At 72.2% G+C, this 24,379-nt stretch carries 26 protein-coding genes and 2 pseudogenes; 9 read left to right on the top strand and 19 right to left on the bottom strand.

Going from position 1 to position 24,379, the window contains the following annotated elements; translation table 11 throughout:
- The first annotated feature begins 137 nt into the window (after window positions 1–137).
- A complete protein-coding gene (locus LPA54_RS06815; RefSeq protein ID WP_228974772.1) occupies window positions 138–665 on the top strand; it encodes a hypothetical protein in 528 nt (175 codons plus the stop codon).
- A gap of 1,633 nt (window positions 666–2,298) precedes the next feature.
- Window positions 2,299–3,234 (top strand): VOC family protein, encoded by a 936-nt coding sequence (locus LPA54_RS06810; protein WP_228974770.1) that lies wholly within the window; start codon window positions 2,299–2,301, stop codon window positions 3,232–3,234.
- 344 nt (window positions 3,235–3,578) lie between these two features.
- On the opposite strand, the gene LPA54_RS06805 is transcribed toward LPA54_RS06810, so the two are convergent.
- The 3 genes from LPA54_RS06805 to LPA54_RS06795 all read right to left on the bottom strand — a co-directional run bounded on the left by LPA54_RS06805 (window position 3,579) and on the right by LPA54_RS06795 (window position 4,690).
- On the bottom strand, window positions 3,579–3,776 hold the full coding sequence (locus LPA54_RS06805; RefSeq protein WP_228974768.1) for a hypothetical protein: 198 nt from the start codon (window positions 3,774–3,776) through the stop codon (window positions 3,579–3,581).
- A gap of 277 nt (window positions 3,777–4,053) precedes the next feature.
- A complete protein-coding gene (locus tag LPA54_RS06800; RefSeq protein WP_228974766.1) occupies window positions 4,054–4,326 on the bottom strand; it encodes a hypothetical protein in 273 nt (90 codons plus the stop codon).
- 28 nt (window positions 4,327–4,354) lie between these two features.
- On the bottom strand, window positions 4,355–4,690 hold the full coding sequence (locus LPA54_RS06795) for a hypothetical protein (protein ID WP_228974765.1): 336 nt from the start codon (window positions 4,688–4,690) through the stop codon (window positions 4,355–4,357).
- Between the two features lie 215 nt (window positions 4,691–4,905).
- Between LPA54_RS06795 and LPA54_RS06790 the strand changes: the two genes are divergently transcribed.
- A complete protein-coding gene (locus tag LPA54_RS06790; RefSeq protein ID WP_228974763.1) occupies window positions 4,906–5,208 on the top strand; it encodes a hypothetical protein in 303 nt (100 codons plus the stop codon).
- A 75-nt stretch (window positions 5,209–5,283) separates the two neighbouring features.
- Here the strand turns inward: LPA54_RS06790 and LPA54_RS06785 are convergent, their stop codons facing one another.
- Window positions 5,284–5,505 (bottom strand): hypothetical protein, encoded by a 222-nt coding sequence (locus LPA54_RS06785; protein ID WP_228974761.1) that lies wholly within the window; start codon window positions 5,503–5,505, stop codon window positions 5,284–5,286.
- Window positions 5,506–5,667: 162 nt separating this feature from the next.
- Between LPA54_RS06785 and LPA54_RS06780 the strand changes: the two genes are divergently transcribed.
- The 3 genes from LPA54_RS06780 (at window position 5,668) to LPA54_RS06770 (ending at window position 7,826) form a co-directional block, all read left to right on the top strand.
- Window positions 5,668–6,012: a hypothetical protein gene (locus LPA54_RS06780; protein WP_228974759.1), complete on the top strand. Its 345-nt coding sequence runs from the start codon at window positions 5,668–5,670 to the stop codon at window positions 6,010–6,012.
- 748 nt (window positions 6,013–6,760) lie between these two features.
- Window positions 6,761–7,360, top strand: coding sequence for a hypothetical protein (locus LPA54_RS06775; RefSeq protein ID WP_228974758.1), 600 nt, complete (start codon window positions 6,761–6,763; stop codon window positions 7,358–7,360).
- 316 nt (window positions 7,361–7,676) lie between these two features.
- Window positions 7,677–7,826, top strand: coding sequence for a hypothetical protein (locus LPA54_RS06770; protein ID WP_228974756.1), 150 nt, complete (start codon window positions 7,677–7,679; stop codon window positions 7,824–7,826).
- A gap of 552 nt (window positions 7,827–8,378) precedes the next feature.
- Here the strand turns inward: LPA54_RS06770 and LPA54_RS06765 are convergent.
- The 7 genes from LPA54_RS06765 to LPA54_RS06735 all read right to left on the bottom strand — a co-directional run bounded on the left by LPA54_RS06765 (window position 8,379) and on the right by LPA54_RS06735 (window position 12,877).
- Window positions 8,379–8,603: a hypothetical protein gene (locus tag LPA54_RS06765; protein ID WP_228974754.1), complete on the bottom strand. Its 225-nt coding sequence runs from the start codon at window positions 8,601–8,603 to the stop codon at window positions 8,379–8,381.
- Window positions 8,604–8,605: 2 nt separating this feature from the next.
- A complete protein-coding gene (locus LPA54_RS06760; RefSeq protein ID WP_228974753.1) occupies window positions 8,606–8,956 on the bottom strand; it encodes a hypothetical protein in 351 nt (116 codons plus the stop codon).
- 259 nt (window positions 8,957–9,215) lie between these two features.
- Entirely contained in the window at window positions 9,216–10,226 is a 1,011-nt protein-coding gene (locus LPA54_RS06755; protein ID WP_228974750.1) for a hypothetical protein, read from the bottom strand.
- Between the two features lie 174 nt (window positions 10,227–10,400).
- Entirely contained in the window at window positions 10,401–10,922 is a 522-nt protein-coding gene (locus tag LPA54_RS06750) for a hypothetical protein (RefSeq protein ID WP_228974748.1), read from the bottom strand.
- Between the two features lie 555 nt (window positions 10,923–11,477).
- Window positions 11,478–11,855, bottom strand: coding sequence for a hypothetical protein (locus LPA54_RS06745; RefSeq protein ID WP_228974818.1), 378 nt, complete (start codon window positions 11,853–11,855; stop codon window positions 11,478–11,480).
- 36 nt (window positions 11,856–11,891) lie between these two features.
- Entirely contained in the window at window positions 11,892–12,500 is a 609-nt protein-coding gene (locus LPA54_RS06740) for a replication-relaxation family protein (RefSeq protein WP_228974746.1), read from the bottom strand.
- A gap of 101 nt (window positions 12,501–12,601) precedes the next feature.
- On the bottom strand, window positions 12,602–12,877 hold the full coding sequence (locus tag LPA54_RS06735) for a hypothetical protein (protein WP_228974745.1): 276 nt from the start codon (window positions 12,875–12,877) through the stop codon (window positions 12,602–12,604).
- Window positions 12,878–13,585: 708 nt separating this feature from the next.
- On the opposite strand from LPA54_RS06735, the gene LPA54_RS06730 reads away from it, so the two are divergent.
- Window positions 13,586–14,029 (top strand): hypothetical protein, encoded by a 444-nt coding sequence (locus LPA54_RS06730; protein ID WP_228974744.1) that lies wholly within the window; start codon window positions 13,586–13,588, stop codon window positions 14,027–14,029.
- A 506-nt stretch (window positions 14,030–14,535) separates the two neighbouring features.
- Here LPA54_RS06730 and LPA54_RS06725 read toward each other — a convergent pair.
- From LPA54_RS06725 to LPA54_RS06705, 4 genes and pseudogenes are all read right to left on the bottom strand, one after another.
- The gene (locus tag LPA54_RS06725; RefSeq protein WP_228974743.1) at window positions 14,536–14,871 is read right to left on the bottom strand and encodes a hypothetical protein; all 336 of its coding nucleotides are present in this window, start codon (window positions 14,869–14,871) and stop codon (window positions 14,536–14,538) included.
- Window positions 14,781–15,386 carry a hypothetical protein gene (locus LPA54_RS06720; RefSeq protein ID WP_228974742.1) on the bottom strand — a complete coding sequence of 202 codons (606 nt, stop codon included), beginning with the start codon at window positions 15,384–15,386 and terminating at the stop codon, window positions 14,781–14,783. Before LPA54_RS06720 ends, LPA54_RS06725 begins: the two co-directional genes overlap by 91 nt.
- A gap of 154 nt (window positions 15,387–15,540) precedes the next feature.
- Window positions 15,541–16,364, bottom strand: a pseudogene (gene mobF / locus LPA54_RS43000) (MobF family relaxase); the annotation flags it as partial.
- 489 nt (window positions 16,365–16,853) lie between these two features.
- Window positions 16,854–16,952, bottom strand: a pseudogene (locus tag LPA54_RS06705) (HNH endonuclease); the annotation flags it as partial.
- Between the two features lie 382 nt (window positions 16,953–17,334).
- On the opposite strand from LPA54_RS06705, the gene LPA54_RS06700 reads away from it, so the two are divergent.
- Window positions 17,335–19,578, top strand: coding sequence for a glycoside hydrolase family 9 protein (locus LPA54_RS06700; RefSeq protein ID WP_228974737.1), 2,244 nt, complete (start codon window positions 17,335–17,337; stop codon window positions 19,576–19,578).
- On the opposite strand, the gene LPA54_RS06695 is transcribed toward LPA54_RS06700, so the two are convergent.
- Window positions 19,479–19,883, bottom strand: a complete 405-nt coding sequence (locus LPA54_RS06695; protein WP_228974735.1) for a hypothetical protein — start codon at window positions 19,881–19,883, stop codon at window positions 19,479–19,481. The genes LPA54_RS06700 and LPA54_RS06695 overlap by 100 nt on opposite strands.
- A gap of 1,245 nt (window positions 19,884–21,128) precedes the next feature.
- Between LPA54_RS06695 and LPA54_RS06690 the strand changes: the two genes are divergently transcribed.
- Entirely contained in the window at window positions 21,129–23,219 is a 2,091-nt protein-coding gene (locus tag LPA54_RS06690) for a hypothetical protein (protein WP_228974732.1), read from the top strand.
- 58 nt (window positions 23,220–23,277) lie between these two features.
- On the opposite strand, the gene LPA54_RS06685 is transcribed toward LPA54_RS06690, so the two are convergent.
- From LPA54_RS06685 to LPA54_RS42225, 3 genes are all read right to left on the bottom strand, one after another.
- Window positions 23,278–24,048, bottom strand: coding sequence for a transposase family protein (locus LPA54_RS06685; RefSeq protein ID WP_228974730.1), 771 nt, complete (start codon window positions 24,046–24,048; stop codon window positions 23,278–23,280).
- 63 nt (window positions 24,049–24,111) lie between these two features.
- The gene (locus LPA54_RS06680) at window positions 24,112–24,258 is read right to left on the bottom strand and encodes a DUF6221 family protein (protein WP_228974729.1); all 147 of its coding nucleotides are present in this window, start codon (window positions 24,256–24,258) and stop codon (window positions 24,112–24,114) included.
- Complete coding sequence (locus LPA54_RS42225) at window positions 24,246–24,368, bottom strand: hypothetical protein (protein WP_267486811.1); 123 nt, start codon at window positions 24,366–24,368, stop codon at window positions 24,246–24,248. Before LPA54_RS42225 ends, LPA54_RS06680 begins: the two co-directional genes overlap by 13 nt.
- Window positions 24,369–24,379 lie beyond the last annotated feature (11 nt).

Below are 24,379 nucleotides of genomic sequence, written 5' to 3'. Positions count from 1 at the left end.
GGCCAGCATGCCGTCCAGTGGCCAGAAACGGCGCTCGGGAGGCCGGGGTCTGGTCCATCACGGACGCCACCAAGAACCTCCGACGATCCAACCGCGGCACCCGAGGGCGAGCAGCCGAAACCGGCCAGAAGGGCGGTATGAGTCACCGTGCCGGCCGTCAAAGCTGTCTGCTGCTATGGGACATCGCCCTCAGCCCGCTGGTCGGCCTCCTCACCGAGGCCGACCGGCACACCGTGCTCTCCGACCTCGACCGGCTTCCCGTCGGAGCCCGCACCAAATGGGGCCGCCTCCTGCTGGACATGCTCGGCGATGTTCCCCAGGTCCCTGACGAGGAGGCGAAGTGGCGCTTTCGGCGCCAGCTCGACGCGGGCGGAACCCAGCAGCTCATCGTCGGCGCCGCCAGCCGCTTCGACGACGACATCCGGGCCGCGTTCACCGCCTTCGTGCAGTTGCGCCACCATGAGGTGACCTTCCGCACCGGCAGGGCCGAGAGGTCCTCCGCACTCGGCATCCTGCTCACCCCCCGCCACGATGGGCTGAGGCCCTGGGACACCACCACCGTCCGCGGCCACGGCGATCTGAACCTGTCCGATGAAGACCTGCGGGTCTACAGCAAGCTGTGGAACCGGGCCGCCGAGGACGGCTCGGTCGGCACCCAGGACTGAGACTGCCGCCCCGCTCGGCCATGCGGCCGGCAGCGGCCGGACAGTAGGGCGCAGGCGGCCCGGCGGGCAACCGCAGCAGCGAGGCACCCGCGGCAGCAGGACGCCCGAGAGGGCGGCGGGCAGGCGGCGACGCGACGCGTGGGATGACGGGACGGCAGCACGCGAGGCAGCAGCGGGCAAGCGGCCGAGGCGCGAACGACAGGCGGCGACGCAAAGGTGAGCGGCTGGGAGCAGCGGCATGTGGCGGCCCGGCCCGCCGACGGCGCAGCAGAGGGCGGCGGGCCGGCGGTCGCCCGGCGGCAGCGCGGCTGCCAGGGGGCCTCCGGGCCCGGACTCCCGGCCGCAGCACGGTGGAGGGTGATCGGCCGGCCCCGGCAAGGGAGTCTCGGTACGGAGCAGCAGGACAGCGGCGGGGCGACGCCGGAGGCGAGCGGCTTCTGCACCCGACCGACTGGCCGGTGGCCACCGGGGCCTGGACGGCGGCACGCGGCCGGGCCGGGGCTCAAGGCGCGGCAACGTTGCAGCGGCGAAGCCACGGCGGGCCGACCGCAGCGGCAATGCCGTGGCCCACCGGACGGGGAACGGGCGTGGTGGCGCACGGCAGGACGCCGCGGAGCGGCGGCGGGCGGCGGGCGCCGTCGGGGAGCGGCACAGCAACCGAACAGTGGCCCGGCGGGCAACAGCGGAGGCGAGGCCCCCGGAAGCGACCGTCGCCGGACTGCGGCCGGACTGCGGCCGCGACGCTGGTTCGGCACGCGCAGCAGACGGCGGCATCAGGACGAACACGGCGGGAAGCCACCCGGCGGCAGGACAGCGGCACACACGACGGCGGGCTGGCGGCGGCACAGGACACACGCGGCGCCGACGGAGAACGGGAGGGCGGCAGGCGGCAGGGCGACGGCGTGCCCGGAGGGAGACCAGGCAGCGGACCCCCTCGGGCCCCAGCCATGCAATGGCACCGGCACCGAGCGACGCCGGAAGCCGGCGACCGCCAGGCGGGGTAGCCGTGACAGCGGCGGCGGCACGGCGGGGCCCTGGAGCGGCGGCAGTGCGGCGGCGGGGGCTTGCGAACCCGGGCTCGCGACGCCACGGCGGTCACCGGTCGGCCGCAGCAGAATTAGGATGCCCCGGGAGACCGGACGGCGAGACAGCGACCAGCGCGCAGTCGGGGAGCGGCGGCCACCCGACGGTGCACGACGGCCTGGCGGCGGGGCGGTACGGCGGCGGACCGGGCGGTGTAGGCAAACATCCGGGCAGCACGGTCCGGCGACGGCCGGCCCAGCAACGGGGCTGGGCCGCGACGGGCGCAGGACGGCGGCATGACTGAGATTGGCGCACGGCAGGGAAGCGGCGGGCGGCAGCGCGACGGCGAGCGGCGGCCCCAACGCCGGGGAGCGGCAAAGCGACCGAGTAGAGCGGCGGACGGCCCGGCGGGCAACCGGGGCGGCGTAACACCCGCGGCAGGAGGCCGGAGTGCGGCCGCGTCGCTGGCTCGGAACGTCGCGGCGGAGAGCGGGCGGCAGGATGAGTACGGCGGGAAGCGGCCCGGCCCCGCGCCCAGCCAGCGGAGAGGCGGACAAGCCAAGAAGCAGGAACCGCGGTGACCAGGCGCGGCTGGGCCTACGGTGAGTTCATGCCTCACGACATCACACGCTTACATCACGTCGGTCACGTCGTCAGCGACATGACACAGGCCACAGCGCTCTACCAACGACTCGGATTTCACGTTCCGCCGCCCGGCGTTCCGGCACTGGCGCCCAGTGAGGGCGCCGCACCTGAGCCCTTCGGTGCGGCGAACACCCACGCCGACCTCTCCCGGAGCTTCATCGAGTTGGTGACCCCCGTGAAGCCTGGGAATGTGGCATGCCTGCCACCTGACGCGCGGATCGTTCCGCTCCAGGCGCCTCCGGAGAAGCTGCCCCTGGTCCTGTCGCGGATCGAGGCGACCAGCGCCCGGCTTGCCGGGTGGCGTGATCGCTTCGAGGGGCTCCACATCCTGATGTTCTCCTCGCCGGACGTGGACGGCACGGGGCACCGGCTCACCGCTGCCGGTGTCGAGCACGGAGGGGTGAACACCGTCGGCCGACCGGTCGAGACCCCGAACGGCATGCGCACGGAACCCGTCCGCTATCTGGAGATCGACGGTGCGCCTGAGGGCCGGGTCGGCGTCGTTGCCGACGTGGACCCGAAATTCCAGCACACCCGTCGCCTCGACCACCCCAACGGCGCCCAGGAGCTTGTCGAGGCGGTGCTGTGCGTACCTGACGGACAACTCCCCCTGGTGCGCGAGCGGTACGAGCGGTATCTGGGTCGGCCGATCTCCGCAGAGGGGCCGGTTACCCTCGTGGCTGAGGCCGACCTCCCGGATCTGCTACCAGGTGAGCTTGCGCCTGCGCTCCCGGCGCTTGTCGCCTGCACAGTTGCCGTCCCTGACATCGCTCGGACGCGTGCGCTGCTTGCAGAGAACGGGCTGCCCGTACGCGAGACGGCCCGGGGGGAGATCTTCGTTCCGGCCGAAGCAGCTCTGGGTGCAGCTCTGATCTTCCGGGAGATCTGCGCGGGGGCATGAGGGTTCCCGAAGGTGTGCCTCGTTGTCAGGGGACGTCAGAGCTGCGTGGTTCCGCCTCGCCCCGGCCTGGTATGGCTGGGAAGTCAACATGAGCAGGTCTGCGCACCCTCTGAGCAGAGGGTGGGCAGGCGTTCAGCCGCTTGTCGATCACCTTCCTTGCCCGCCGAGGCGGCGGCCGGCGCGGGCACCGCCTCCGCCGCAGGGGCCAGACACACCAGGAAGGCCGTCACCGCGGCGGCCGCCGTCATCGTTCGTCGTCGCATCCCCGGCCCAACACCCGCCCCCGCAGACGCGGTACGGGCCCGGCGCGCGGTTCTCCCGGTCGAGCACCCCGCCCCGGGGAGTCAGTCCGGGCGGTGGCCGACATCGAGGAGGGCTCCCGGCGGGACGCCGTCCCGCATCCGCCCGAATGCGACCGCGCCGACCATGCCGCCCCGGCCGTGGAGGATCGGGCCGCCGCTCCGCCCCATCAGCGCGCGGGCGACGTCCGGGACCATCGGCAGGCCCAGGTAGGCCGCGCCCGGCTCCGCCCCCCTCCACATAGACCAGGTCCTCACCCGACCCGCACGCCCACAACACCGACTCGGTGAAGCTCCCGCCCGGCGCACCGGGCGGACGGGCCTCGGGCCACGGTGCCGGGGTGAACAGCTGGCCGTGGGCCAGGAGGAGGGGCCACGGGGAGGCGTACGCCCACCCCTCCCACCCCACCCCGCCAGCGCACCGTGTCCACCAGCCACCCGGCCGACTCCCGCACTGTCACCGCCACGTCGTCCACCACACCGGCAGTCTCCCGGCGCCGACAGGCTGTCCGCCCGCGGGTCAGGTGAGGCGGTCACCGGTCGCCGCGTCCACCACGGACCCGTCCGGAGACAGGCGCAGGGTCTGCACGGTCCCTGTGCCGCCCTTCTTCCAGCTCTTCCCGCCCCCCGCGACACGCACCGCCACATCCGCCAGCGAGTCATCGACCGGCACCACGACTTCGGGGTCCACGGGGTACGGCCCCACTTCCCGCACGCCGGTCGCGGACTCCCCCGACACCTCCAGCCGCAGGTACTGAGCATCCGGATCGAACCCGCTGCTCAGTTGGAGCATGACGCGCTTGTCCTTGGTCCAGCGCGCCTCAACGTGGGCGTTGACCCCATCGACTCCCATCCGCCTGCGCCCTGCCCTTGTAGGCGGCGGCCTTCGCCCTGCGGTCCTCGGCCACCTGCGTCTCCCGCGACTCCTGCCACACACCCGCCGGCGGATCGGGGAATAGCGGCGGCGGGGGGCCGCTGTGCCACGCCGGCTCGGCGCAGTCGGGCTGCTCGAACCAGTCGGGGTCGGGGTTCTTGCCCATGCGGGCGACGGTAGCGCGCAGCCGCGCGGCCTGGTCGCGGTCCCCGAGCAGATCAGCCATCCGGGCACGCGTCACCAGCCACGCCGCCGCCTCGTCCGAGACGATGCCTACCGACAAGCTCGCGATCCTGGCCGGCCTCGGGCTGGAGTGGGCGGCAGAGGAAGTCACGGCGTTGTGACGTGCCCGTGGGTCTCGGGGCAGCTCTACCCATACGTAGGGGCGGCCGCCTCTTCACTCTGTCAGCGGGGAGCCTGCCGCCTCATGCGGTATCCAAACTCTGATCGGGGCGTTATACCTTGCGCCCGAACGACCTCGCCCCAGAGGACCACCGCATGAGCTCTTCTCACGTCACCCGTGTCGTGACCGTCACCCTCACCGCCGCTACCGCTTTCGCAGGAGCGTCCGCGACCGCTTCGGCGACGTCGATCATCGGTTTCGGGAACTCGGCGCACAACAACACCTGCATCAACGCTGGCTCAGCTGTCGCGCGCGGCCTGACCGCCCTCCACCCCGGCATCGCCACGGCCCTGAATGCGGCGGTCCCGTTCGACGGACCCACCAATCAGTGCGGCGGCTTGGGAGCCAATTACAAGCCCCTGGGCGACCGGCTGATTGTCAGGGCCATCGAAGAGTAGTCCAGCGGCACAGGTGATCCACTCGTCCGGCCTCAGCGGCAGAGGCAGCCACGGCGGAGTGACGTGACCGTGTGATCACGGGGGCGGTGCTACCCATACGTAGGGGCCACCGCCCCTCCACTCGATCAGCGGGGAGCGCGCCGCCTCGTACTCGGAGACCTCCAGGCCCGCCCGGCGCAGGAACTCCACGACGTCCGCGAGGCTGTGCGCGAGTCCCAGGATCTCCCCGTCCGCGCGTACCCGCCGGTCCCCTGTGGGGGACGGCGGGTAGGCGATCACAGACGGGTGTCCGACCATGCCCCCTAGCCTCCGCTGGCGCCGGCGGCCGTGTTCTGTTCGCCGGTTGCATCACTGGACCGGCCAGGACGCTGACCTGCGAACCGGGCAGTCAGGCTCTGTTGCCAGCGGATCCGGTCCGGTCGAGGTGACCGGTCCGCGTGATGGCTCGTTACCTGAGGTATGGCATTCGAACGAACCTTGACCACTCTCGGTGCGACCGCCACCTTGCTCGGCGCCGGACTGGCCGGCGCCGCGCCTGCCGCGGCCGGTGGTGTCGGCGACTTCCTCAGCCCGGCATTCGGCACCGCATGCGCAAACCTCAACAACGGCGCCCACGCCGACGGAGCCACCAGCCATGGCACCGGCACCGGCGGAAGCAACGTGGCAGGCGTCCCACTGAGCAACGCACTCAACCAATGCGGAGGAGCCGACGCCCCTTTCGTCGGCTCGTTTGCCAGCTTGGCTAAACGGGGCCTCCCTACCAGCGCGGCAGTATTTGGTCTCGGCCCTGGATTCAGCGAGTGAGAAGGCCTCACGACCGCCCGTGGGCCGCTCCTGGGGCCCGTTCCGCCCGTGGCGGTTCTCCCAAGCGTGCCCTGTGCAAGGGTCAGGACATCCGGTCTGAACTGTGCTTCCCCAGCGGCCGGCGGCCGGTCGGCGGTTGTGCCGGTCGTCGTTCCACGAGTTGCACCCAGTCGCCCGCGGCCGCGCGCTCGGCGGCTGTGCGCGTGCGCGGATTGCGCTCCGGGATGGTGGCGGCGGCCTTGCGGGCCCTGGCCCGGACCTGGGGTGACCAAGGGTGAGCGAGGCCCGTTTACCGGCCGTGTCTATGCGTAAAGCAGCGACCGCGTTCCTACTCGCCACAGCAACCGCCGGGACAGCATTCGCCACGACCTCACCGACCTGAGCGCGTCGCTGGAGGAGTGGACGCAGCAGGCACGGCGGGCCGGGGACTGGTGGCAGAGCCAGGCGAAGGCGGACGTGAGGGACGGGGCTGACCTGTGACGACTCACGAAGCGGGCGGGACGGGGCTGACCTGTGACGACTCACGAAGCGGGCGGGACGGGGCTGACCTGTGACGACTCACGAAGCGGGCGGGACGGGGCTGACCTGTGACGACTCACGAAGCGGGCGGGACGGTGAACGCCGACGCGGTGGCGCTGCATGCCTGGGTGGGGTCCAACCCGCACACCCGAGCCCGCATGCCGTGCTGGCTGGCCTATCCGGTCGTGCCGGACGGGGCGGCGGGCGGCCCGGGCCGGACGCCGCCCGGATGCTGGCGGACGTCATCCAGCGGGATTGGGGCCCGCGCCTGGGCGACATGCACACCGCCACGCCCGCCGTGGGCAGTCATCGGCCGGCCATGATGGTGGGGCAGGACGGGTCCAGCTGGCTGCACCTGCGCGGCCTGCCCCTGCGCCTGACCGGCGCCCCGCGGTGGGCGACGCTGCCGCGGGAGCGGGGGCATGCCTGCGTGTGCGTCACCACCCGGACCGCCCCTCCGGTCGCCCCTCTCCTGGCCCGCCATGGAGTGGTGGCGGGAAGAGCTGGAGACGGCCCACCTGGGGGTCGCCATGCTGGTCCCGCTGTACGGGCGGACCATCCCGACCACGACCTGTCCCCTGCGGCCGGCAGGACCGGCGCCCCGCTGACCGACCCGCAAGAGTTCCGGACGGAGGCACGGCGGGCAGCGCGGGTCCCGGGAGAGCTGCGGGTGTCGATGGGCGACGCTCACGCGGCGATCCACCCCGGGACGGGCGCCTACTCCGGCCTGGCGGCCGCACGGATGCCGCGCGGCCTCACCTGCGTGGGCCCGCAGAGCGGGACGTGCTACTCCTGCGGCCTGGCGGACGACGACGATCACGCCTGCTGAAGCGCGCCTGCGGTGCGCACGCGGAGGCGTGCGCACCGCAGACGTTCCGGCTATCCGGCCTTCCGGCGCCGGGCCGGGGCCGCGGCCTTCTTCCCCGCGGCCTTCTTCCCCGCGGCCGCCTTCTTCGCCGGGGCCTTCTTCTTCGGGCGCTGCGGCATCTCGTGCACGGTGGCGTGCTCATCGTCCCCGCGGGCGGCGCGGCCTGCTCCATGGAGGCGTTGAGGTCGACCACCTGCCCGGGCGGCTCCGCCTCCGCGCCGACCGGCGCCGGCCGCCGGTCCTCGGCCTTCGCGGTGATGACCTCCGCCAGGGCGTCGTGGTACCGGTCGGCGAGGTCCAGGTCATCGAGGCGGGCGACGGTCAGGGCGTCCATGAGGGCGAGCGCACCGTCCACCTCCGCGTCGCCGACGTCGGTCGGCGCCGGCGCGAGTTCGGCGGGGTCGCGGAGGGCGGAGGGAGCTGCTGACGTGTCGGCAGCGGGATGCTCTGCCGGGTGAGCATCTGCTGGGGGGTGGTGTGGAAGGGGACGCGGGCGTATCAGCAGGCGCCGTCGTCGGCGGACGCGTTCGTGTGGCTGCGCCTGCGGCCGCCAGCGCGGCGCGCGAAAGCCGCTGGCCGCGGCCGCACCGGCACTGCAGTGCGCTGACGCCACTCTGTGCCGAACGCCCACGCGGGCGCCCTCGTCGAGGAGGGCGGGACAGGACTCGGCGCCAAGCTCGGCTGCCGCTGCGGCTGCGGCTGCGGCTGCGGGGCGATGCCACTGGCAGATACCGCCTCCGACACACGGCACGATCCCTCTGTCGACGGGGAGCGCGCGCTCATGCCGGCCCCGCACGGTCCCACGCAGCAAACCAGGCCCCGCAGGAGAGACATCGTGATCACTTTCGAGGTGCCCGCGCGCTACTGCCCCCTGCCTCCTTCCGTTCCTCATCCGGAGGAGCCGCCTCAGCCGGTGAGCAGACGGGAACGAGCAGCGGGGCCGGGCAGGGTGATCCTGTCCGGCCCCGCTGTCGTCGGGTCAGCCGAAGTCGAGCGTGTCCTGGGCGAAGTCGGCCGGGGCCGGGGTCGGCGGGGGTGCCGGCGGTCCGTCCGGGCGGGCGGCCTCCCAGCGTTCGGCCAGCTCGTCCTTCCAGCCCTTCGGCGGGGGCCACGGAACGCCCCAGGCGGTGAGCTGGTCGCGCTTCCAGCCGCCGGCGGGCGTGCGGGCGGCTTCGACCTCTTCGGGCGAGGGCAGGTCGGTCATGGTCAGCGGCCGCCCATGAGGAACAGGGCCGATGCCGGGTTGGCGAGGCTCTTGCCCAGCTGCTCGTTGTCGGCCGCGACCGTCCGAAGTTCCACGGCGGTCGTGACCACCTCGGTCTTCACGTCACCCTGCTCGACCGTGACCTTCTCGCTCTTGGCCAGGAGCTCCAGAACGTCGGCGGTCTGCTCGAACGCCTGCGGGAGCCGCTCAACCAACGACTTCAGCACCTGGGTGGACTCCGACAGCGCGGGCGCGGACAGCTCCTGCGCGTCGTCCAGCACCACGCGGTTGAACTCTTCGATCACGTCCCGGGCCTGACGCACCAACTGCGCCGGATCCGTCTTCGCCGCCATGTTCTCGCCCCTCGCCGCTGGAATGGTGGCCCTCAGTCTCCCCCACCACCGGCGGCCGGGCGGACCGGTACGTGTACCCACCGCCCGGCCGCCAGCGGCGTACCGGCTCAGAACCCGTCTCAGAACCCGCAATAGCGGTTCCAAGACGGGTTCTTACAGGGCCCGTCTGCGGTTTCGTGAACGGGTCTATCTGGGATTACGTCGGCGGGGCTATCGGGGTCGGCGGGAGACCGCGGGCCGGTGCGCGGAGGTGGTGACGTCAGGTGGCGCGCCGGTAGATGGGGAGCACCGTCTTGTGCAGTTTGGTCTGCTGGCTGGCGTCGGCGCAGCCCCAGACGTAGCGGTAGAGGTTGAGTTCGCTGGTGGGCACGGTGTGGGTGAGCTGGCCGCCGGTGGCGTTGAGCGAGCCGAAAGGCTTATGGACCGTGTGGTGGTGGGAGGCTGCTGTCCGCCAGCGGTCCGCGCGGGTGTCGTAGCGCTCCAGGGCGCTGGTGATGTGGATGTCGGTGGCGCTGGGGTCCGATATGAATCCCAGGTCCCAGGAGACGGTGACCTCGGTGCTGACCTCGGTCTCGGTGGCCGAGGCGCGACGGGTCGTGATCTGCGCGAAGGCCTCCATATGGTGCGCGGTGGTACGGCTGTCACCTGTGCTGTGGTGGCGTCCGCTGCGCGGGTCGCGCAGCGTGCCGAACTCCATGCCCTGCATCGAGGGCGGGACGAAGAGCACCCGGCGGCCGTGGACGCGGGCGCCGAGGACCAGGCTGGAGCCCTCGTGTCCGTCGGCACCGAAGGTCCACTGGAAGGCGTAGTCGCCCAGCCGGTCCGCGTCCACCGTCGCGGACAGCGTGACCGGGACCACCGGCTCCGGGCCGGGATTGTCCCGAAAGCTCTCCGCTTCGTCGACCACGATGGCGAAGTGGCCGTTGGTGTCCCGCCGCAGCAGCTTGAGCCAGCCCTGCGCCCGGTAGGTACCGGTGCGCTTCCACGGTGCGCCGCCGGTCTCGCGGACGCGGTGGTGGGCTATGCCCCGCACCTGGCCCCGCACCTGGAGCTTGCCGTCGCCGCCCGGCTCGTCGATGTCGACCACCAGGTGTGCGTCAGCGCGATAGCGGCCCACCGCGTTGGAGCCGCCGATGCGGTGCCAGCCCAGCCGCGCCCGGTCCTCCGCCGGATCGCACAGGCGGATCACACCCGGCCCGGCCGGCTCCGGCGCCTCGATCGGCACCTCGGCCTCGGTGCCGTCCTGCACCTGCTGTGTCTGCGTCGTCATGCCGCCTCCGTCCGGTTGCGTACGAAAGATCACACAACGACGCCTGCTCTGCTCAGCCGCCACTCACGCGTCGCTTTTCAGCCCCACCCCATTCACAGTGCTCGCATGCCAGGGCAGCACTCGCGCCACGACTCAGCCGCGGCCCTATGACATGTCGGCATCACAGTCAGGTTCTCAGCGGCGCAGGCGCGAGGGCCAGCCGGTTGCCTTCTGCTCGGGCACGGCCGGTTCCTGCTCCTGGTGGCGCTCCTCCTGCCGGGGGCTCACACCCCAGGCCAGGTCCATGTCGGCCTCGAACCGCTGGTCGCAGTCCCCGCACAGAGACGGGCGCTTCGCCAGGGAAGCAGTCCAGCCGACGGACTTGGTCGCCTTCCATCGTTCATCGGTGAACGCGGCACCGCACTCGGTGCAGACGGGCCGCTCGGGGGCGGGCCAGAAGTCGTCCGACCCGGCCTCACCGCGTACCGGCTCCTGGCGCTCCTGCGTGCCAGCCGCTGGGCTGACGACGGCGCCGGCCTTCTGCATGCAGTCGTCGCACAGGTGCGGGTGGGAGTCCTTCGGGGTGCCCCAAACCGTCGCCTGTGCCACCCTCCACCGTTCGTCGGTGAACTTCGCCCCGCAGCCGGCGCACACGGGACGGCGCGCCTCACGCTCGGCTGCCTGCTTCGCGGCCTGCTCCAGCGCCGCGCGCTGCACCTTCGCCTGGTACTCCGCCTCTGTACGGCGCGGTCTCTTCCCGGGCGCGGGCGTCGGCGGCCTCGCGACAGGGGTTGCCGATCGCCTCCAGGGGCGGCTCCAGGTTGTCACGGCCGAAGCGGATGAACACCCGGCCGGCCGGTCCATGCGCACGAAGGTTCTTCAGTGGTTGTTTCTGAACTTAGAAGCCGCAGGCAAACCTGTCAGTGTCCGGAACGCGAAGTTCGTCGAAGCGTTCGCAGAGCGGTCACCGTGACCGTTCGGCGAACCGAACCGCTGGGGCGAGTGGGGCGGGGCGGGGTGTTGTCCATGGAGTACACGCCCCAGGGGCCAGCGGGTCTGTCGGCGGACCGACCCTGCTGTGATCATTCGGCAAGTGGTGGCCACGACCTCAGCCCGGAACCCACCTTGGAATCAGGCTGCCGAAGCCGCCGACTCTCAGAAGCAGGCAGTCAACGACACACATCAACCCGATGATCGGTCCACCAACACCTTTAACCGATCTCCGTCACCGTTCTCCAATATGTGCGAAAGTGGCGAACCCGTTACCGCACCTCACACGCACTGCTGGTTCTGTCGGTCTGAAAGAATGTCGTGAACTCCGACGTTGACCAGTGCAACGATGTTTCGCACGTCTTCCACTGGTAGAGCGACGCACGGCTTCAACAGTTTGTCTGCCTCTGGGAGGTCCGCGCCGCCGCATTGGTTGAGGGCGCTGCCGAGGGGGAGCCCGGCGAGGTTGCCGTTGGCTGCTCCGGTGCCGTGGGTCGTCGCCCCTTCCGCGCGGGCGCCCGTATGGTGGTTGGCGCAGCTGGTGCCGAAGGCTGGGGACAGGAAGTCGCCCACTCCTCCGGCCGTTGCCGGCGAGGTCGTGGCAAGGATCGTTCCCGCGGCTGTTGCCGTGAGAACGAATGCGGTGGCTGTCTTACGCATGGTCACGACCGGCAAACGGTCATGGGCTCCGCCTGGTCACTTGCAGGGGTTCAGAAACAGGCAATCAGCGAGACCGCGACGATGGGGATCTTCCCGTCGTAGAGGTGGTGGCCGCCGCCGCGTTGCCGCTCCCCCTGCCACAGGTGGCGGGTCAGCTCTTGCAGGCGCGGGATGGCGTGGAGGGAGTTGCGCGCTCGCCGATCCGGTTGAACACCAGCAGCACGGGCGGGTGCGTCCTGTCCCCGGACCGGTTGTCCGGCGCCGTCCAGCGGGTGCGCCACATCGGACGCTCCTTGCCGTCGGTGTCCTTACCTTCCGCCGGAAGAACCGGGCGTACTTCTCCAGCTTGTCGGCGAGCTCCTCGGCGGTCTCGTGGCAGTTGTCGACCTCGATGAACAGCAGCGGCACCCCGTCCTGCGGGGCGGTCAGCACGATGTCGGCCTGGGCGCCGCCCTTTCCCGGCGCGTTCCACGTGCCGGTGGCGGGCAGCGACACCTCGGTCCAGCACGAGGCGATGGTGCCGATGCCGTCCGGTACGTCGACGGCGGCCTGGACGGCGGCCTGGACGTGCGGCGGGCCGACGGTGAGTCTGGCCATGTTCGGCTTCGGGCACAGCATCGCGATCACCGTCTCGTTGACGGCCATCGGGTGGGAGGCCCCGCTGGAGCCCGCCCCGCGCGCGGTGGAGCCCCATCTCTGTCACCGGCCGGTTCAGCTCGTAGGAGGCGGGGGAAGGCCCTTCGGGGTCAGGTTGCGCAGGGCGTCGCCCGTCCCGGTGGAGCCGCCGTTCTCGGACAGGCCGTGCCCCGCATGTCGGAGAGCGCGGCCGTGTGCGAGGCGGTCCGGGCCTGCTTCCGCTTCGACGGGGTCGGCTGGTCGGCGTGCCGAAACGTCAGATGCGGGGCGCCGATCCGCTGGATCTGATCCGTCGTGGCGACCTTCAGCGCTCCGAGCACGCGCAGCACGTCGCCGCGGTAGCTGTTCGTCGACCCCGCCGGGTTGTTCTTCCGCTTCCCCGCCATCAGCTCTGCTCCCTCGTCGCTCGCGACCGGCCGCCGGCCGCCGGCTGGCCGCCGCCGCTGCGGCTGCGGCTGCGGCTGCGGCTGCTGGCGCTGGCCGCGCCCGGCCGGGGAGGGCGTCCGGGCCCCCCGGAACCCGATGCTCTCCTCCACTACGGACAACAAGAGGAGAGAAGAGGGTTGTGACGGCGCAGTTTTCGCGCCCATTCCCGCGCTGACAAGGGGTTTTCCTCCGGCCGTGGGTGCCGGGCACCAAAGGGGGTTCCCAAGCGCCTTTCGAAGGGGGCGCCCAGGGATCCCCCTTGAGCCTGCCCGCCAGGCGCCGGCCTTCCGGTGTGATCGGCCCGAGCGATGCCGCTACCCGGCCCCCGGGTGAGTGCTCGTCATCGTCTGCTCTCCTTCGCCCCGGCCGGGGCGGTCGGGGCGAAGGAGCAGCGTGCACGGACCCCCCTTGTCCGCGGTCTAACCGTGGCCAGGTCAAGGAGAAACACGGCAGCGGTCAGGCGGTAGCAGAGGTGGAAAAGGGGGCAGGGCCGGATTCGCGGTCGGATCGGCCCTGCCGGACAAGGGGGTTCGGTTTGGCCCTTGCAGACCCGATTCGCCGGTTTTGGCTCGGGGGAGAAATCTCCGTCCCTCTGTCCACAGGGCAGCGCGCCCACCCTACGAAGACGACGCCGTGAGCCGCACGGCGGTCATCGTGAGGAGAGCTTCATGCCGTACCTGATCCCGACCCGTACGCCGCTGATGCCCGAGCAGGTGGAGCAGGGCTTCGACTACCTCCTGGCGCTGCAGACGGGCGGCGGTACCTACGCCGCTGGGTGGGTGGAGGCGATCCCGGAGCTGGCGTTCACCCTGCTGCGGCTCGCCGAGGACATCATCTGGCCCGTCACGGCCGTGGACGGAGAGGCCGACCCACGCGCGGACTCCGCGCTGGACGAGGTCGGGGTCGTGCTGCTCTCCGCGCTGCGGGACTGTGCGCGGAACTCCCCCACCACGGCGGTGCCCGGCATCGCCCGCAGCATCACCCGCTTCGTCGAGAACGTGATCCCGGACCCCGACGGCCATGGAGACACCTGCGCCACCCTGGAGGCCATGCGCGACGAGCACCTGGTGCTGGCGCACGCGGTGCACTCCGCACCGGGTGCGCACCTCTGACCGCACCACCGCACCACCGCACCACCGCACCGGGTGGGAACGCGCCGGGTGGGAACGCGCCGGTGCGGTGGAGCGCACCTACCCGGTGCGCATCGGTGCGGTGGAGCGCCCATCCAGTGCGCACCGAGCCCATCCGGTGCGCACCACGATGCGCACCACCGTCCATCCGGTGTGCTCCACTCGGTGGGCGGTGCGCGCACCGGTGCGGCCGGCGCGCGGGAGTGGTGCGCACCGAGTGGACGCGGTGCGGTGGAGTCGGCCCGGGTGGAGGCGGTGGAGGCGGTGCGTTTCTCCTTGACCTGATCCGAGGTCAAGGAGAAACGCACCGGGTGGCGCAGCCCCCACTCCCGTCGATGGCGTCCACTTCCACCCGGTGGGCTCCACTCGGTGGAGTGGAAGCCGAGCACGGTGGCGTCCACTCCCGCACAGTGGACTCCACTCGGTGGAGTGGGGGCGGGGCGTCGTCGGTGCACACCACCGCACCGGGTGCGCGTCATCAGGTCCACTCAGTGGCCGGCCTCCCGGCCGCGGTGCGGTCCGGGTTGCTGTGGGCGGTGCGCCTGCTGGTCGTCCGGGCGCACCACGTCGGGGTCAGCCTGTGCGGCGGTGCGGTCCGCGAGGACGCGGTCGGCGCGGGCGCGGGCGTCGTTGACCATCTCGGTGGCCGTTTCCTGGAAGCGGCGCAGTCGGTCGGCGGTGAGATCGAGGGCTTCCACGTCCGTGCGGGATGCCCGCAAGGCCCGCAGCGCCATCAGGTCGATCGCTTCCCCGCGACCGGCCTTCTGCTCCTGGTCGTCGTGCTCGGGGTCGGCCGGCTCGGACGCGAGCAGCTGCTCGGGCATCGCCGCCTGCTGGTGGGCGACGACGTCGTACGCCCAGCCCCGCACGGCGTGGTGGTGCGCAGCTTCTCGCGGAGCACCGCGCCGGCGAGGACGGCGTGCTCGTACTGGAGCGGGATGCGGGGGATCTCCCACTCCCCCGCGTCCTGGCCCGGGGGCCGGAGCGAGGCTGGCTCGCCGGGATCGGCTGGCGGTTGCCGGCCCGGGTCCGGGCCGGGCACGGCGGGTGGGCGGCGCCGGGCGGGGAGGTCGGACAGGGACCACCGGGCGGTGTGAAGGCGGTAGTCCGACAGCGGGCCGATCGTGGTTGTCGGCTCGCTGATGTCCAGGCAGTGGGTGAAGATGGCGGCGGCCACGACCTGGTCGTCCAGGCCGGGGTCGCGGCGGCGGCCGCGCAGGACGAGGGCGAGGTGGCGGCGGGCTTCGGCGAGCAGGTGCCGGCGGTGGAAACAGCCGCCGTCGTTCATCACGAACACCGCCGCGGTGACGTCGACGGCCGCCAGGGCGACGTCGACCACGGCGGCGACCTGGTCCCGGATCGCCGCGGCCGCGGCGCGGGCGTGCTCGAGGAGGGAGGTGATGACGTCGGCGGCGACACCGGAGGTGAGAATCGCGCTCGCCCTTCCACCACACTCGCAGCTGCGCGAGCGGCCGGGCCGACTGCTTGGGCGGGCGGGTCTTGCGGGCGGCGATCTGGTTCAGCTTGGCGCGGGCCCTCTCGGAGACCACGGGCAGGAACTGCAGCTCGCCGTCGTCGTCGACGGCGGTGACGTGCTCGTGCTCCAGCTCGGCCAGGCAGGCGGCGATCTGGTCACTGCGCCGGGAGGTCCAGCGAATCAGCTCGTGCGGCACGCCGGCAATCTCCATCACCGGCCGGCGCCCCGGAGTGACGATGCGCGGCTCGGTCGCCAGCCCCAGCGCCTCGCAGACCTCAGCGGCCACCAGCTCGTTGTAGAGCGCGGATGCGGCCACGGTGTTCTCGTGCAGGGCGGTGGTGTGGATGGAGCCCCACTTCCCGTCCAGGCGCTGCCCCTTCACGCTCAGAAGCAGATGGTCATGGAGCAAGGGCCGCCCGGAGCGCGCCTCGTAGTGGCGGAAGCGCGCGGCGACCAGGCCGCCGGGCGGCCGCACCCGGTAGATCCCGTCCTTGCCGTACCGGATCACCGCGACCTCGTCCTCGATCCACTCCAGCACCCGCTCAATCGCGTACTCGTGCGCGGCCTCGATCACCCGCCGCGTCTCCTCATCCCCCAACGCCCATAGGAGGTAGATCGTCGGCTGCGGCCGGAACACGAGATCCACACCTGTGACCGTGACCCGGCGTCCGGGGCGTCGGCCCTGAACGCCTTCTTCGCCGACTCGCGCTTGGCGAGCCGGTCGGCCTCGATGCGGTCCGCGTACGGGTGGCGGCCCCGCTCGCCGAACAGGTTCCGCAGCTGCACCTCGGTGACCTCCTCGCCCGGCGCGAGTCCGAGCGCGGCCAGGCCGCGGCCCATCCAGCGCCCGGACGGGACCCCCGGCCTCCTCCTGGGCAGTGCGCAGCGGCGTGCCCGCGGGGCGGCGACCGTCACCGACAACGGTCTCGCGCAGGTAGTGGCAGTACATCTGACCGGCCCGGATCACCCTGATATCCACTGTCATGCAGACCACGCCACACGGCTCTGATCTGCAAGAAAAGGCCAATCAGCGGCCCCTCCCGCCAGGCGGGAGCAGCGGGCGAACTTTCTTCACCGCATCCCGCCGGGCGGGAAACGGCTCCGGGCCGGACGTGCATGTCATCACTCTCCGGCAGCACGCACACCACGACCCGGACGACACCATCCAGAACCGCTGAGCATCACCACGCCAAAGGAACGAGCGCCACCAACGAGCACCGCCTACAGCAGCCTCCGGCAACCGCGGGGGGCTTCGTCGTGCTCCCCGGAGGACCACCGTGCCCACCTTCGAGACCCTCCCCCGCTGCACCACCTCACCCCCGCGCCGCGGAGCTTGGTGGCGGTCCACTCGGCGGTGTAGCGGCAGTGGACCTGGGTTTCGAGAGGCATCCAGGTGGCGGGGTCCCGGTCGGCCTTCTGCCGGTTTGAAGCCAGCGGCCGCCCGGCGGGGCAGCCGGGCAGCAGCGGCGGAAACGGCCGCTCCTGGCAGGCCGTGCGGGATGCGCGACCGACTGGGCCACGGCATCCGGCGATGCGACCGTGATCACCTTCAGTGCCTGCGCGGCTAGCGACTCCGGCTCACTGTGACCAGCCGCCACCCGGACGAGGCCCGGGGCGCCATCCGCATCGACCGCCTGGAGACACCGGCCGTCAGACCCCTCGCGCGCAGCGGGCCGGACGGAGCCGGTGACGGCCGGTCCTGTCCGGGCCGTTGACGGGACGTCACAGCGGCACAACCATGGCATGCGTCAGCTTCTGGGAGCGCTCCCACGCCGAGCGTCACCCTCCCCTCCGCCAGAGGAGCCCAGTCGTGAAACGACGCAGAACCGCCCTGCTGTCCCTGTCGGCCCTGCTGGCGACGGCGCTCACCGCGCTGCCCTCGGCACCGGCCGGGGCGGAAGAGACCGAGCAGGTCAGGAACGGCACCTTCGACACCACCACCGATCCGTGGTGGACGACCCCCAACGTCACCGCCGGCCTGTCCGACGGCCGGCTCTGCGCCGACGTCCCCGGCGGCACCACCAACCGCTGGGACGCCGCCGTCGGGCAGAACGACATCACCCTCGTGAAGGGGGAGTCCTACCGCTTCTCCTTCAGCGCGACCGGGACACCCACCGGACACGTGGTCCGGGCGATCGTGGGCCTGTCGGTGGAACCGTACGACACGTACCACGAGGTGACACCGCAGCTCAGCGTCTCCGGCGACACCTACTCCTACACCTTCACCTCGCCCGTCGACACCGACCGGGGCCAAGTCGGCTTCCAGCTCGGCGGCAGCGCGGACGCCTGGCGCTTCTGCATGGACGACGTCTCGCTGCTGGGCGGGGTGGCGCCGGAACCGTACGAGCCCGACACCGGGCCCCGGGTCCGCGTCAACCAGGTCGCCTACCTGCCCGCCGGGCCGAAGAACGCCACGTTGGTCACCGATGCCACGGCGAAGCTGCCCTGGGAGCTCAAGAACTCCGGCGGGACGGTGGTCGCCCGGGGCACGACCGTGCCGCGCGGCCTCGACGCCTCCTCCGGGCAGAACGTCCACTCGATCGACTTCGGCGCGTACCGCAAGAAGGGCTCGGGCCTCACCCTCGTCGCCGACGGCGAGACCAGCCGGCCCTTCGACATCGACGCGAGCGCCTACGAGCGGCTCCGGCTCGACTCGGCGAAGTACTACTACACCCAGCGCAGCGGCATCGCGATACGCGACGACCTGCGGCCCGGCTACGGCCGCCCGGCCGGGCACGTGGGCGTGGCACCCAACAAGGGCGACACCGACGTGTCGTGTCAGCCCGGTGTCTGCGACTACTCGCTGGACGTCAGCGGCGGCTGGTACGACGCCGGCGATCACGGCAAGTACGTCGTCAACGGCGGCATATCCACCTGGGAGCTGCTGAGCACCTACGAGCGCGCGCTGCACGCCCGTACCGGCGACGCCGGCAAGCTCGGCGATGGCACGCTGGACATCCCCGAGAGCGGCAACAGGGTGCCGGACCTCCTCGACGAGGCGCGCTGGGAGCTGGACTTCCTGCTCAGGATGCAGGTGCCGGACGGCAAGCCGCTGGCCGGCATGGCCCACCACAAGATGCACGACGAGCAGTGGACAGGCCTGCCGCTGCTGCCCAGCGACGACCCGCAGAAGCGCGAACTGCACCCGCCGTCCACCGCCGCCACCCTGAACCTGGCCGCGACGGCCGCGCAGGCGGCCCGCCTGTACCGGCCCTACGACAAGGCGTTCGCCGGCCGAGCCCTGGCGGCCGCCCGCAAGGCCTGGTCGGCGGCGGTCGCCCACCCCGACCGCTATGCCTCCGAGAACGACGGCATCGGCGGCGGTGCCTACCCCGACCGTGACGTCGCCGACGACTTCTACTGGGCGGCCGCCGAGCTGTACCTCTCCACGGAGGAGAGGCAGTTCCGGGAGTACGTCCTGAAGTCTCCGGTCCACGGGGCCGACCTCTTCCAGCCCCTCGGCTTCGACTGGGCTCGCACCGGGGCCGCGGGACGCCTCGACCTCGCGACGGTGCCGAACAAGCTGCCAGGCCGGGACACGGTGCGCCAGTCCGTCGTCAAGGGCGCCGACCGCTATCTGGCGACCCTGAAGGCACACCCCTACGGCATGCCGTACGCGCCGGACGGCAACGTCTACGACTGGGGCTCCAGTCACCAGGTCCTCAACATCGCCGTCGTCCTCGCCACCGCGTACGACATCACCGGCGCCTCGAAGTACCGCGACGGCGCGTTGCAGAGCATGGACTACATCCTGGGCCGCAACGCCCTGAACATCTCCTACGTCACCGGCTACGGCGAGGTGAGCGCGCAGAACCAGCACAGCCGCTGGTACGCCCGCCAGCTCGACCCGAACCAGCCCAACCCGCCGAAGGGCACCCTCGCTGGCGGGCCGAACTCGAGCATCCAGGACCCCTACGCGCAGAGCAAACTGCAGGGCTGTGTCGGCCAGTTCTGCTACATCGACGACATCCAGTCCTGGTCGACCAACGAGCACACGATCAACTGGAACGCCGCCCTGACCCGCATGGCCTCCTTCGTGGCGGACCAGGGGTAGGCAGCGGCGACCGGCCGTGTGCCGGGGGAGTCCGCCGACAGGACGCCCCCGGCACGCGCGCGTAGCCTGGTGGCCTGCCAGCGGTGCGGGTCGAGCAGCGGTGGCGGGCGAGTGGCGGCGGCCCGGCGGCCACCCGGCAGCCGGTGGGGGCGCCAGCACAGCGACGGCGACGCGGCGGCGACGCGGCGGACAGGCGGCAGGACGGCGGCGGACGAACGCAGCAGGAGCCCGGCCAGCCACCCGTCAGTGCGCTGCCGGAGCACGGCCGGGGCGCAGTAGCCGCACACGCGACGACGGCGGGACACGGCGGGACCTGTAGCGGCAGCTCGGCGGAACCCGGCAGCCCGGAACGGCCAATGGCGTCGTGCGGTCCGGCGGTCCGGTGGGCAACCGTGGCGGCAAAGCACCCTGCGGCAGGAGGCCGGCCGGCAGCCGGACCGTGACCGGACTGCGGCGGGCTGCGGCCGCGACGCCAATTCGGGACGCGGCGGCGGCAGGACGAGCACAGCGGGAAGCGGCCCAGCGGTGTGCTCGGGCAGCGCAGGGGCGGACGAGCCGAGGGGTAGGGACCGGCGGCCACAGGCGCGGCTCGGCGGCAGGACAGCGGGCTGGCGGCGCCACAGCGGACGCGCAGCGCCCGCCGACCGGAGGGCGGCGGCGCAACGGCGATCCGGCAGGGCCCCGAGGCGACCGCGGCGAAACGGCGGGGCCGGTCGACTGCAGCACAGTCAGGACGCCGCAGCGGCGGGAGACCGGACGGCGAGACAGCGACCGACGCGGAGCCGGGTGGCGGCGGCCACCCGACCGCGCGCGACGGCCCAGCGGCACACGACCGGAGAGCGGGGCGACACAGCGACGGACCACCACACCGCCCCCGCGGGGCAGCGCGGCACGACAGGGCGTCCGGCACGGCGAAATCTGGAGATCGGCCATTCGGCGGCGCGCGGTCGGTAAGCGGACGGCCGAGAAGCCAGGCGGCTGCCCGACGACACCCGGCGGGGGCGGAACGCCGGCGCGGTCGGGGCGCGCCGCGAGGACGTCCGGGTCGAGTTCGAGGCGGTCGACGATTCCGACGGCCGACGGGGATGATCCACCAGTCCGACAACAGAGTGGACCGCTGCCGAGCGGCCAGGGCCCGTCGCTGTCCGTGTCACCATGGCCGGCGGTGCTCGCGCCGTCGATTCCGACGCGCCCGTCGTGCCAGCCGCTGTCCCGCCGCCATGCCACGGGCCGTCTGGTACCGCCCCACCGAGCCGACGGAGAGCGCGGAGCGAAGGGAGCCGACCGAGAGGAACGAGCCGACGGAGCCGACCGAGAGCATCGAACCGGCCGATCCGACGGACAGGAACGAGTCGCGCGACCGGAGGGACAGGCACGAACCGGACGAAGCGCGGCGAGGGGTCATACGGCGAGCGTAGGGCGGCTCACCGCTCTCCCTGCCCCCGGCGGAGAGGGCGTGTCAGACCCCTGTGGCACGGTGGTTCCCGAGGCGGGAGAGCCGTCCTCGACGGATCCCGGAGAAGACCCCAAGAGAACCCAGGGAGCAGCACGTGAACGACGCCGCCGGCGCCCCCGCCGCCCGCCGCCGCGCGGCGCGCGGACGGCCCTCGGACCTCGCCCTGATCACGGCCTGGTGGCAGGGGCTCGGCGGCGACGGGTTCCTCGTGCTCCCGCCGCCGAACCGGGGCCGCTACACGCAGTCCGACGGCCACGAGGACGCCGCCGAGGTCCACGCGGAGCGCGGGCTCACCGGCCCCGTCTCCTTCGCGTACTGGCACTGGCAGTCCCACGGGCGGGCCTTCGGCCGTTCCAGCGCACTGAAGGGCGAACTGCTGTTGCACTGGGGCGGCGACCACGCCACCGTCGCCGCCGGGCTCGGTGAGGGGCCGGCCGGTTTCCGGGTCGTGGACGGCGGTCCTCAGGGCGCCTTCCGGCTTGACCGGATCACCGACCGGGACGAGGCGGGACTGCCCGATCCCGCTGACCCTGACGGCGTACGGCAGTTCCTCGACGCGCTCGACGAGCCAGTGGACCGCAGCGTTTCCCCGCTCCGGTACCGGCCCTTGTCCCCGGTCGAGGCCGCTTGGCTCCACGAACGGCTGGACGACCCCCAGGACCTCGCCGCCGCGACCCGGTTCGCGGTCTCGCTGGAGCACAGGGACGGGCTCACGCCTGACGAGACGGAGCGGCTGCTGCGCGCCTGGCGTGCGGAGTACGAAGGGCGGCTCACGGCGTGGGGCGCCTGGGCGGAGCTGCTCCACGCGCTGCTGCGCCACGGCCACGCGGAGGCGTGGGGGACGGTCGACGCCCTCGGCGTCGGCGACCCCCGGGTGGCCGCCGTCGTGTCCGGCATGCCGTCGGAGCGGGGCCTGGCCGTCGTGCGGGAGGCCGCGCTCGCGGGCCATCGTGCCCCGGTGCACGCCTGGCTCGCGCTGCACCGGTCGCTCCGCGAGCCCGACGCGGTACGGGCCGCGGCGGTCCTCGCGGCGGAACTGGCCGCGCATGACCTGCCGGAGACCTCGCTGCACGGGCTGTACGGCGCGCTGATCGAGGCCGTCACCGCCGACTGGCGCCGGGAGACGGGGGCGGGCTACCACGCCGGCCGGTCGTACGCCGGGCTCGCGGCGGTCCGCTTCGCCACCGACGACAGACTGCCGCGGGTGCTGCGCGTCCTCGCCGCGGACGCGGCCCGCGAACAGGTGGGGCACATCCGGGAGGAGGCGCTCCGGCCCGGCCAGACCGACCTCGAGGGGGTCGGCACCGCCGACGTACTAGCCGCCGTGGACCGTTACGAGGCCGCCAGGGAGGGACTCCTTTCCGGTACCGGCCCCGAACTCACCGACTCCGAGACCAAGCTCGCCGACGTGTGGCACCGGTACCGGGCGCTCACCGACGTCGACGCGCGCTGGCTGCGGGACCGGGTGGCCGACCCGACGACCGGCCTGCAGGGGCTCGGGTTCTGCCTCGAACTCCTCGTCGCCCACGGTCTGGCCACCGCGTCCGACGTCGAGGCCCTGCTGCCGCGCCGGCTGAAGGATCTCACCAAGAAGTACCGGACCACGTACACCGAATGGCGCCACCCGCTGGTCACCCTGACCTGTCTCGCCCTCGACCTGGACCACCCGGCCGCGGGGAAACTGGTCTCCTGGTGGAACGCGGCCCGGCCGCTGTGGAAGGACGAACTGCGGCTCCTCACCCACCTCGGCGCCCCCGACGAGGCCAAGGCCGCCGAACTGTGGGACTTCGTCACCTCGCCCGCCCACGACGTGGGCCAGCTGATGACCTGGGTGCTGGTCCGGGCCCGCCTCGACGGGGAGCACCCGCTGCTCGTCGCCGACCGGCTGATCGGCAACCCGGACATCCGCGAGTACGTGCTGCGCAGGGTGCTGATCGGCGTGGCGGACCCCGAGCAGCCGCTGTGGCACTACGCCGTCGACCCGAGAAGCGTGTGCTGGTGGCGGCGTGCCCAGGAGGTCGCCGAGCACCCCGGCCTCTCCCCTGAGGCCCGTGCCGTCGGCCTGAGCGTCGCCCGCGAGCACTACCTCATCCGCCACCCGGACCAGGTGAGCCCCGCGCCGACGGAGGCGGACCGCGCGAAGGCCGTGGCCTGGCTCGCCGAGCAGGACACCCCCAAGCCCTAAAGCGTGTTGCAGAAGGTTGCGTCCGGGCAGGTCAGGGGCGGTTCTGTGATCGGTCTGGTCATGCGGCGAGGGTGAGGTTGTGCAGGTGGGCGACGGCTTGGACGGCGTGGTGGAGTCCGTTGCCGCGCTGTCGGCAGTCGCGCAGGATCTTGTAGTGCTGCATGCGGGCGAAGGCGTACTCGACACGGGCCCGCACCCGTCGGTGCTCGGCATTGTCCTCCTCCTCGCCGGGCAGCAGGGCCCATCCGGGGCGTTTGCGGTGCGGGACGACGAGCCCGGTGTCAAGGTAGGCACCGTCGCCCAGCACCGTCACGCCTTCGCAGGCAGCGGCCAGGCCGGACTCCCGCCAGGCCTTCGCGTCCGCGGTGGTGCCGGGCACCGGCCGGGCCGCGGCGATCACCAGCTTGGTGTCGGCGACGATGACGACCTGCACGTTCGCCGAGAACCGGTAGTTGCGTGAGGACGCCCCGACCTTGCGGTCGCGGACCGGGATCAGGGTGCCATCCACGATCCACAGCCGCTCGACCGCGTCAGCCGGACGGGTGGCCGGCTCGATCGCGAGCAGCGGCCGCAGCCGCTGGATCACCCGGCAGACCGTCGCCGGCGAGCAGCCGAAGAGCGGCGCGAGCTGCCGCATGGTGAGGTTCGTGCGGTAGTACACGGCCACCAGCAGCACCCGGTCCGCCAACGGCAGACACCACGGGCGACCACCGCCGGGCCCGTTCCCGCCCCGTTCCCACACGACCTTCACCAGCCGTTCGAACTGCCGCATCCGCAGCCCCGCGAACGTCTCCACCCACAACGGCTCAGACCTCAACACCCCACCCATACAGCGGAAATGCCAGCGTCACAGCCTTCTGCAACACGCTTTAGGGACTGTCTCCTTGAAAGGCTACGGGCGCCATTCCTGCTGGTAGTCGGGGTGCTCGGTGTAGGACTGGCCAAGGACTCGCAGCGCGTATGCTGGGCCGGCCGAGCGGGAGTCTGAGGGATCCATGGCTTTGTAGTCGTTCGCCAGTTGCTCGATCAGGTCGAGCATGGGGAGGTGGCTGTCGAGAGGGCCTCGCCGCCCAGGGTGCCGGCCACGTAGGCGTAAGCGTGGTTGTCGTCGTTGATGTGTGCGATGAGGAACTCCACAAGATCGTCCATGTGGCCATCTT

The sequence above is a fragment of the Streptomyces sp. DH12 genome (assembly GCF_020873895.1).
Lineage (GTDB): Bacteria > Actinomycetota > Actinomycetes > Streptomycetales > Streptomycetaceae > Streptomyces.
The sequence above is the reverse complement of the archived record's forward strand: the minus strand, read 5'-3'. Positions and strand labels throughout refer to the sequence as shown.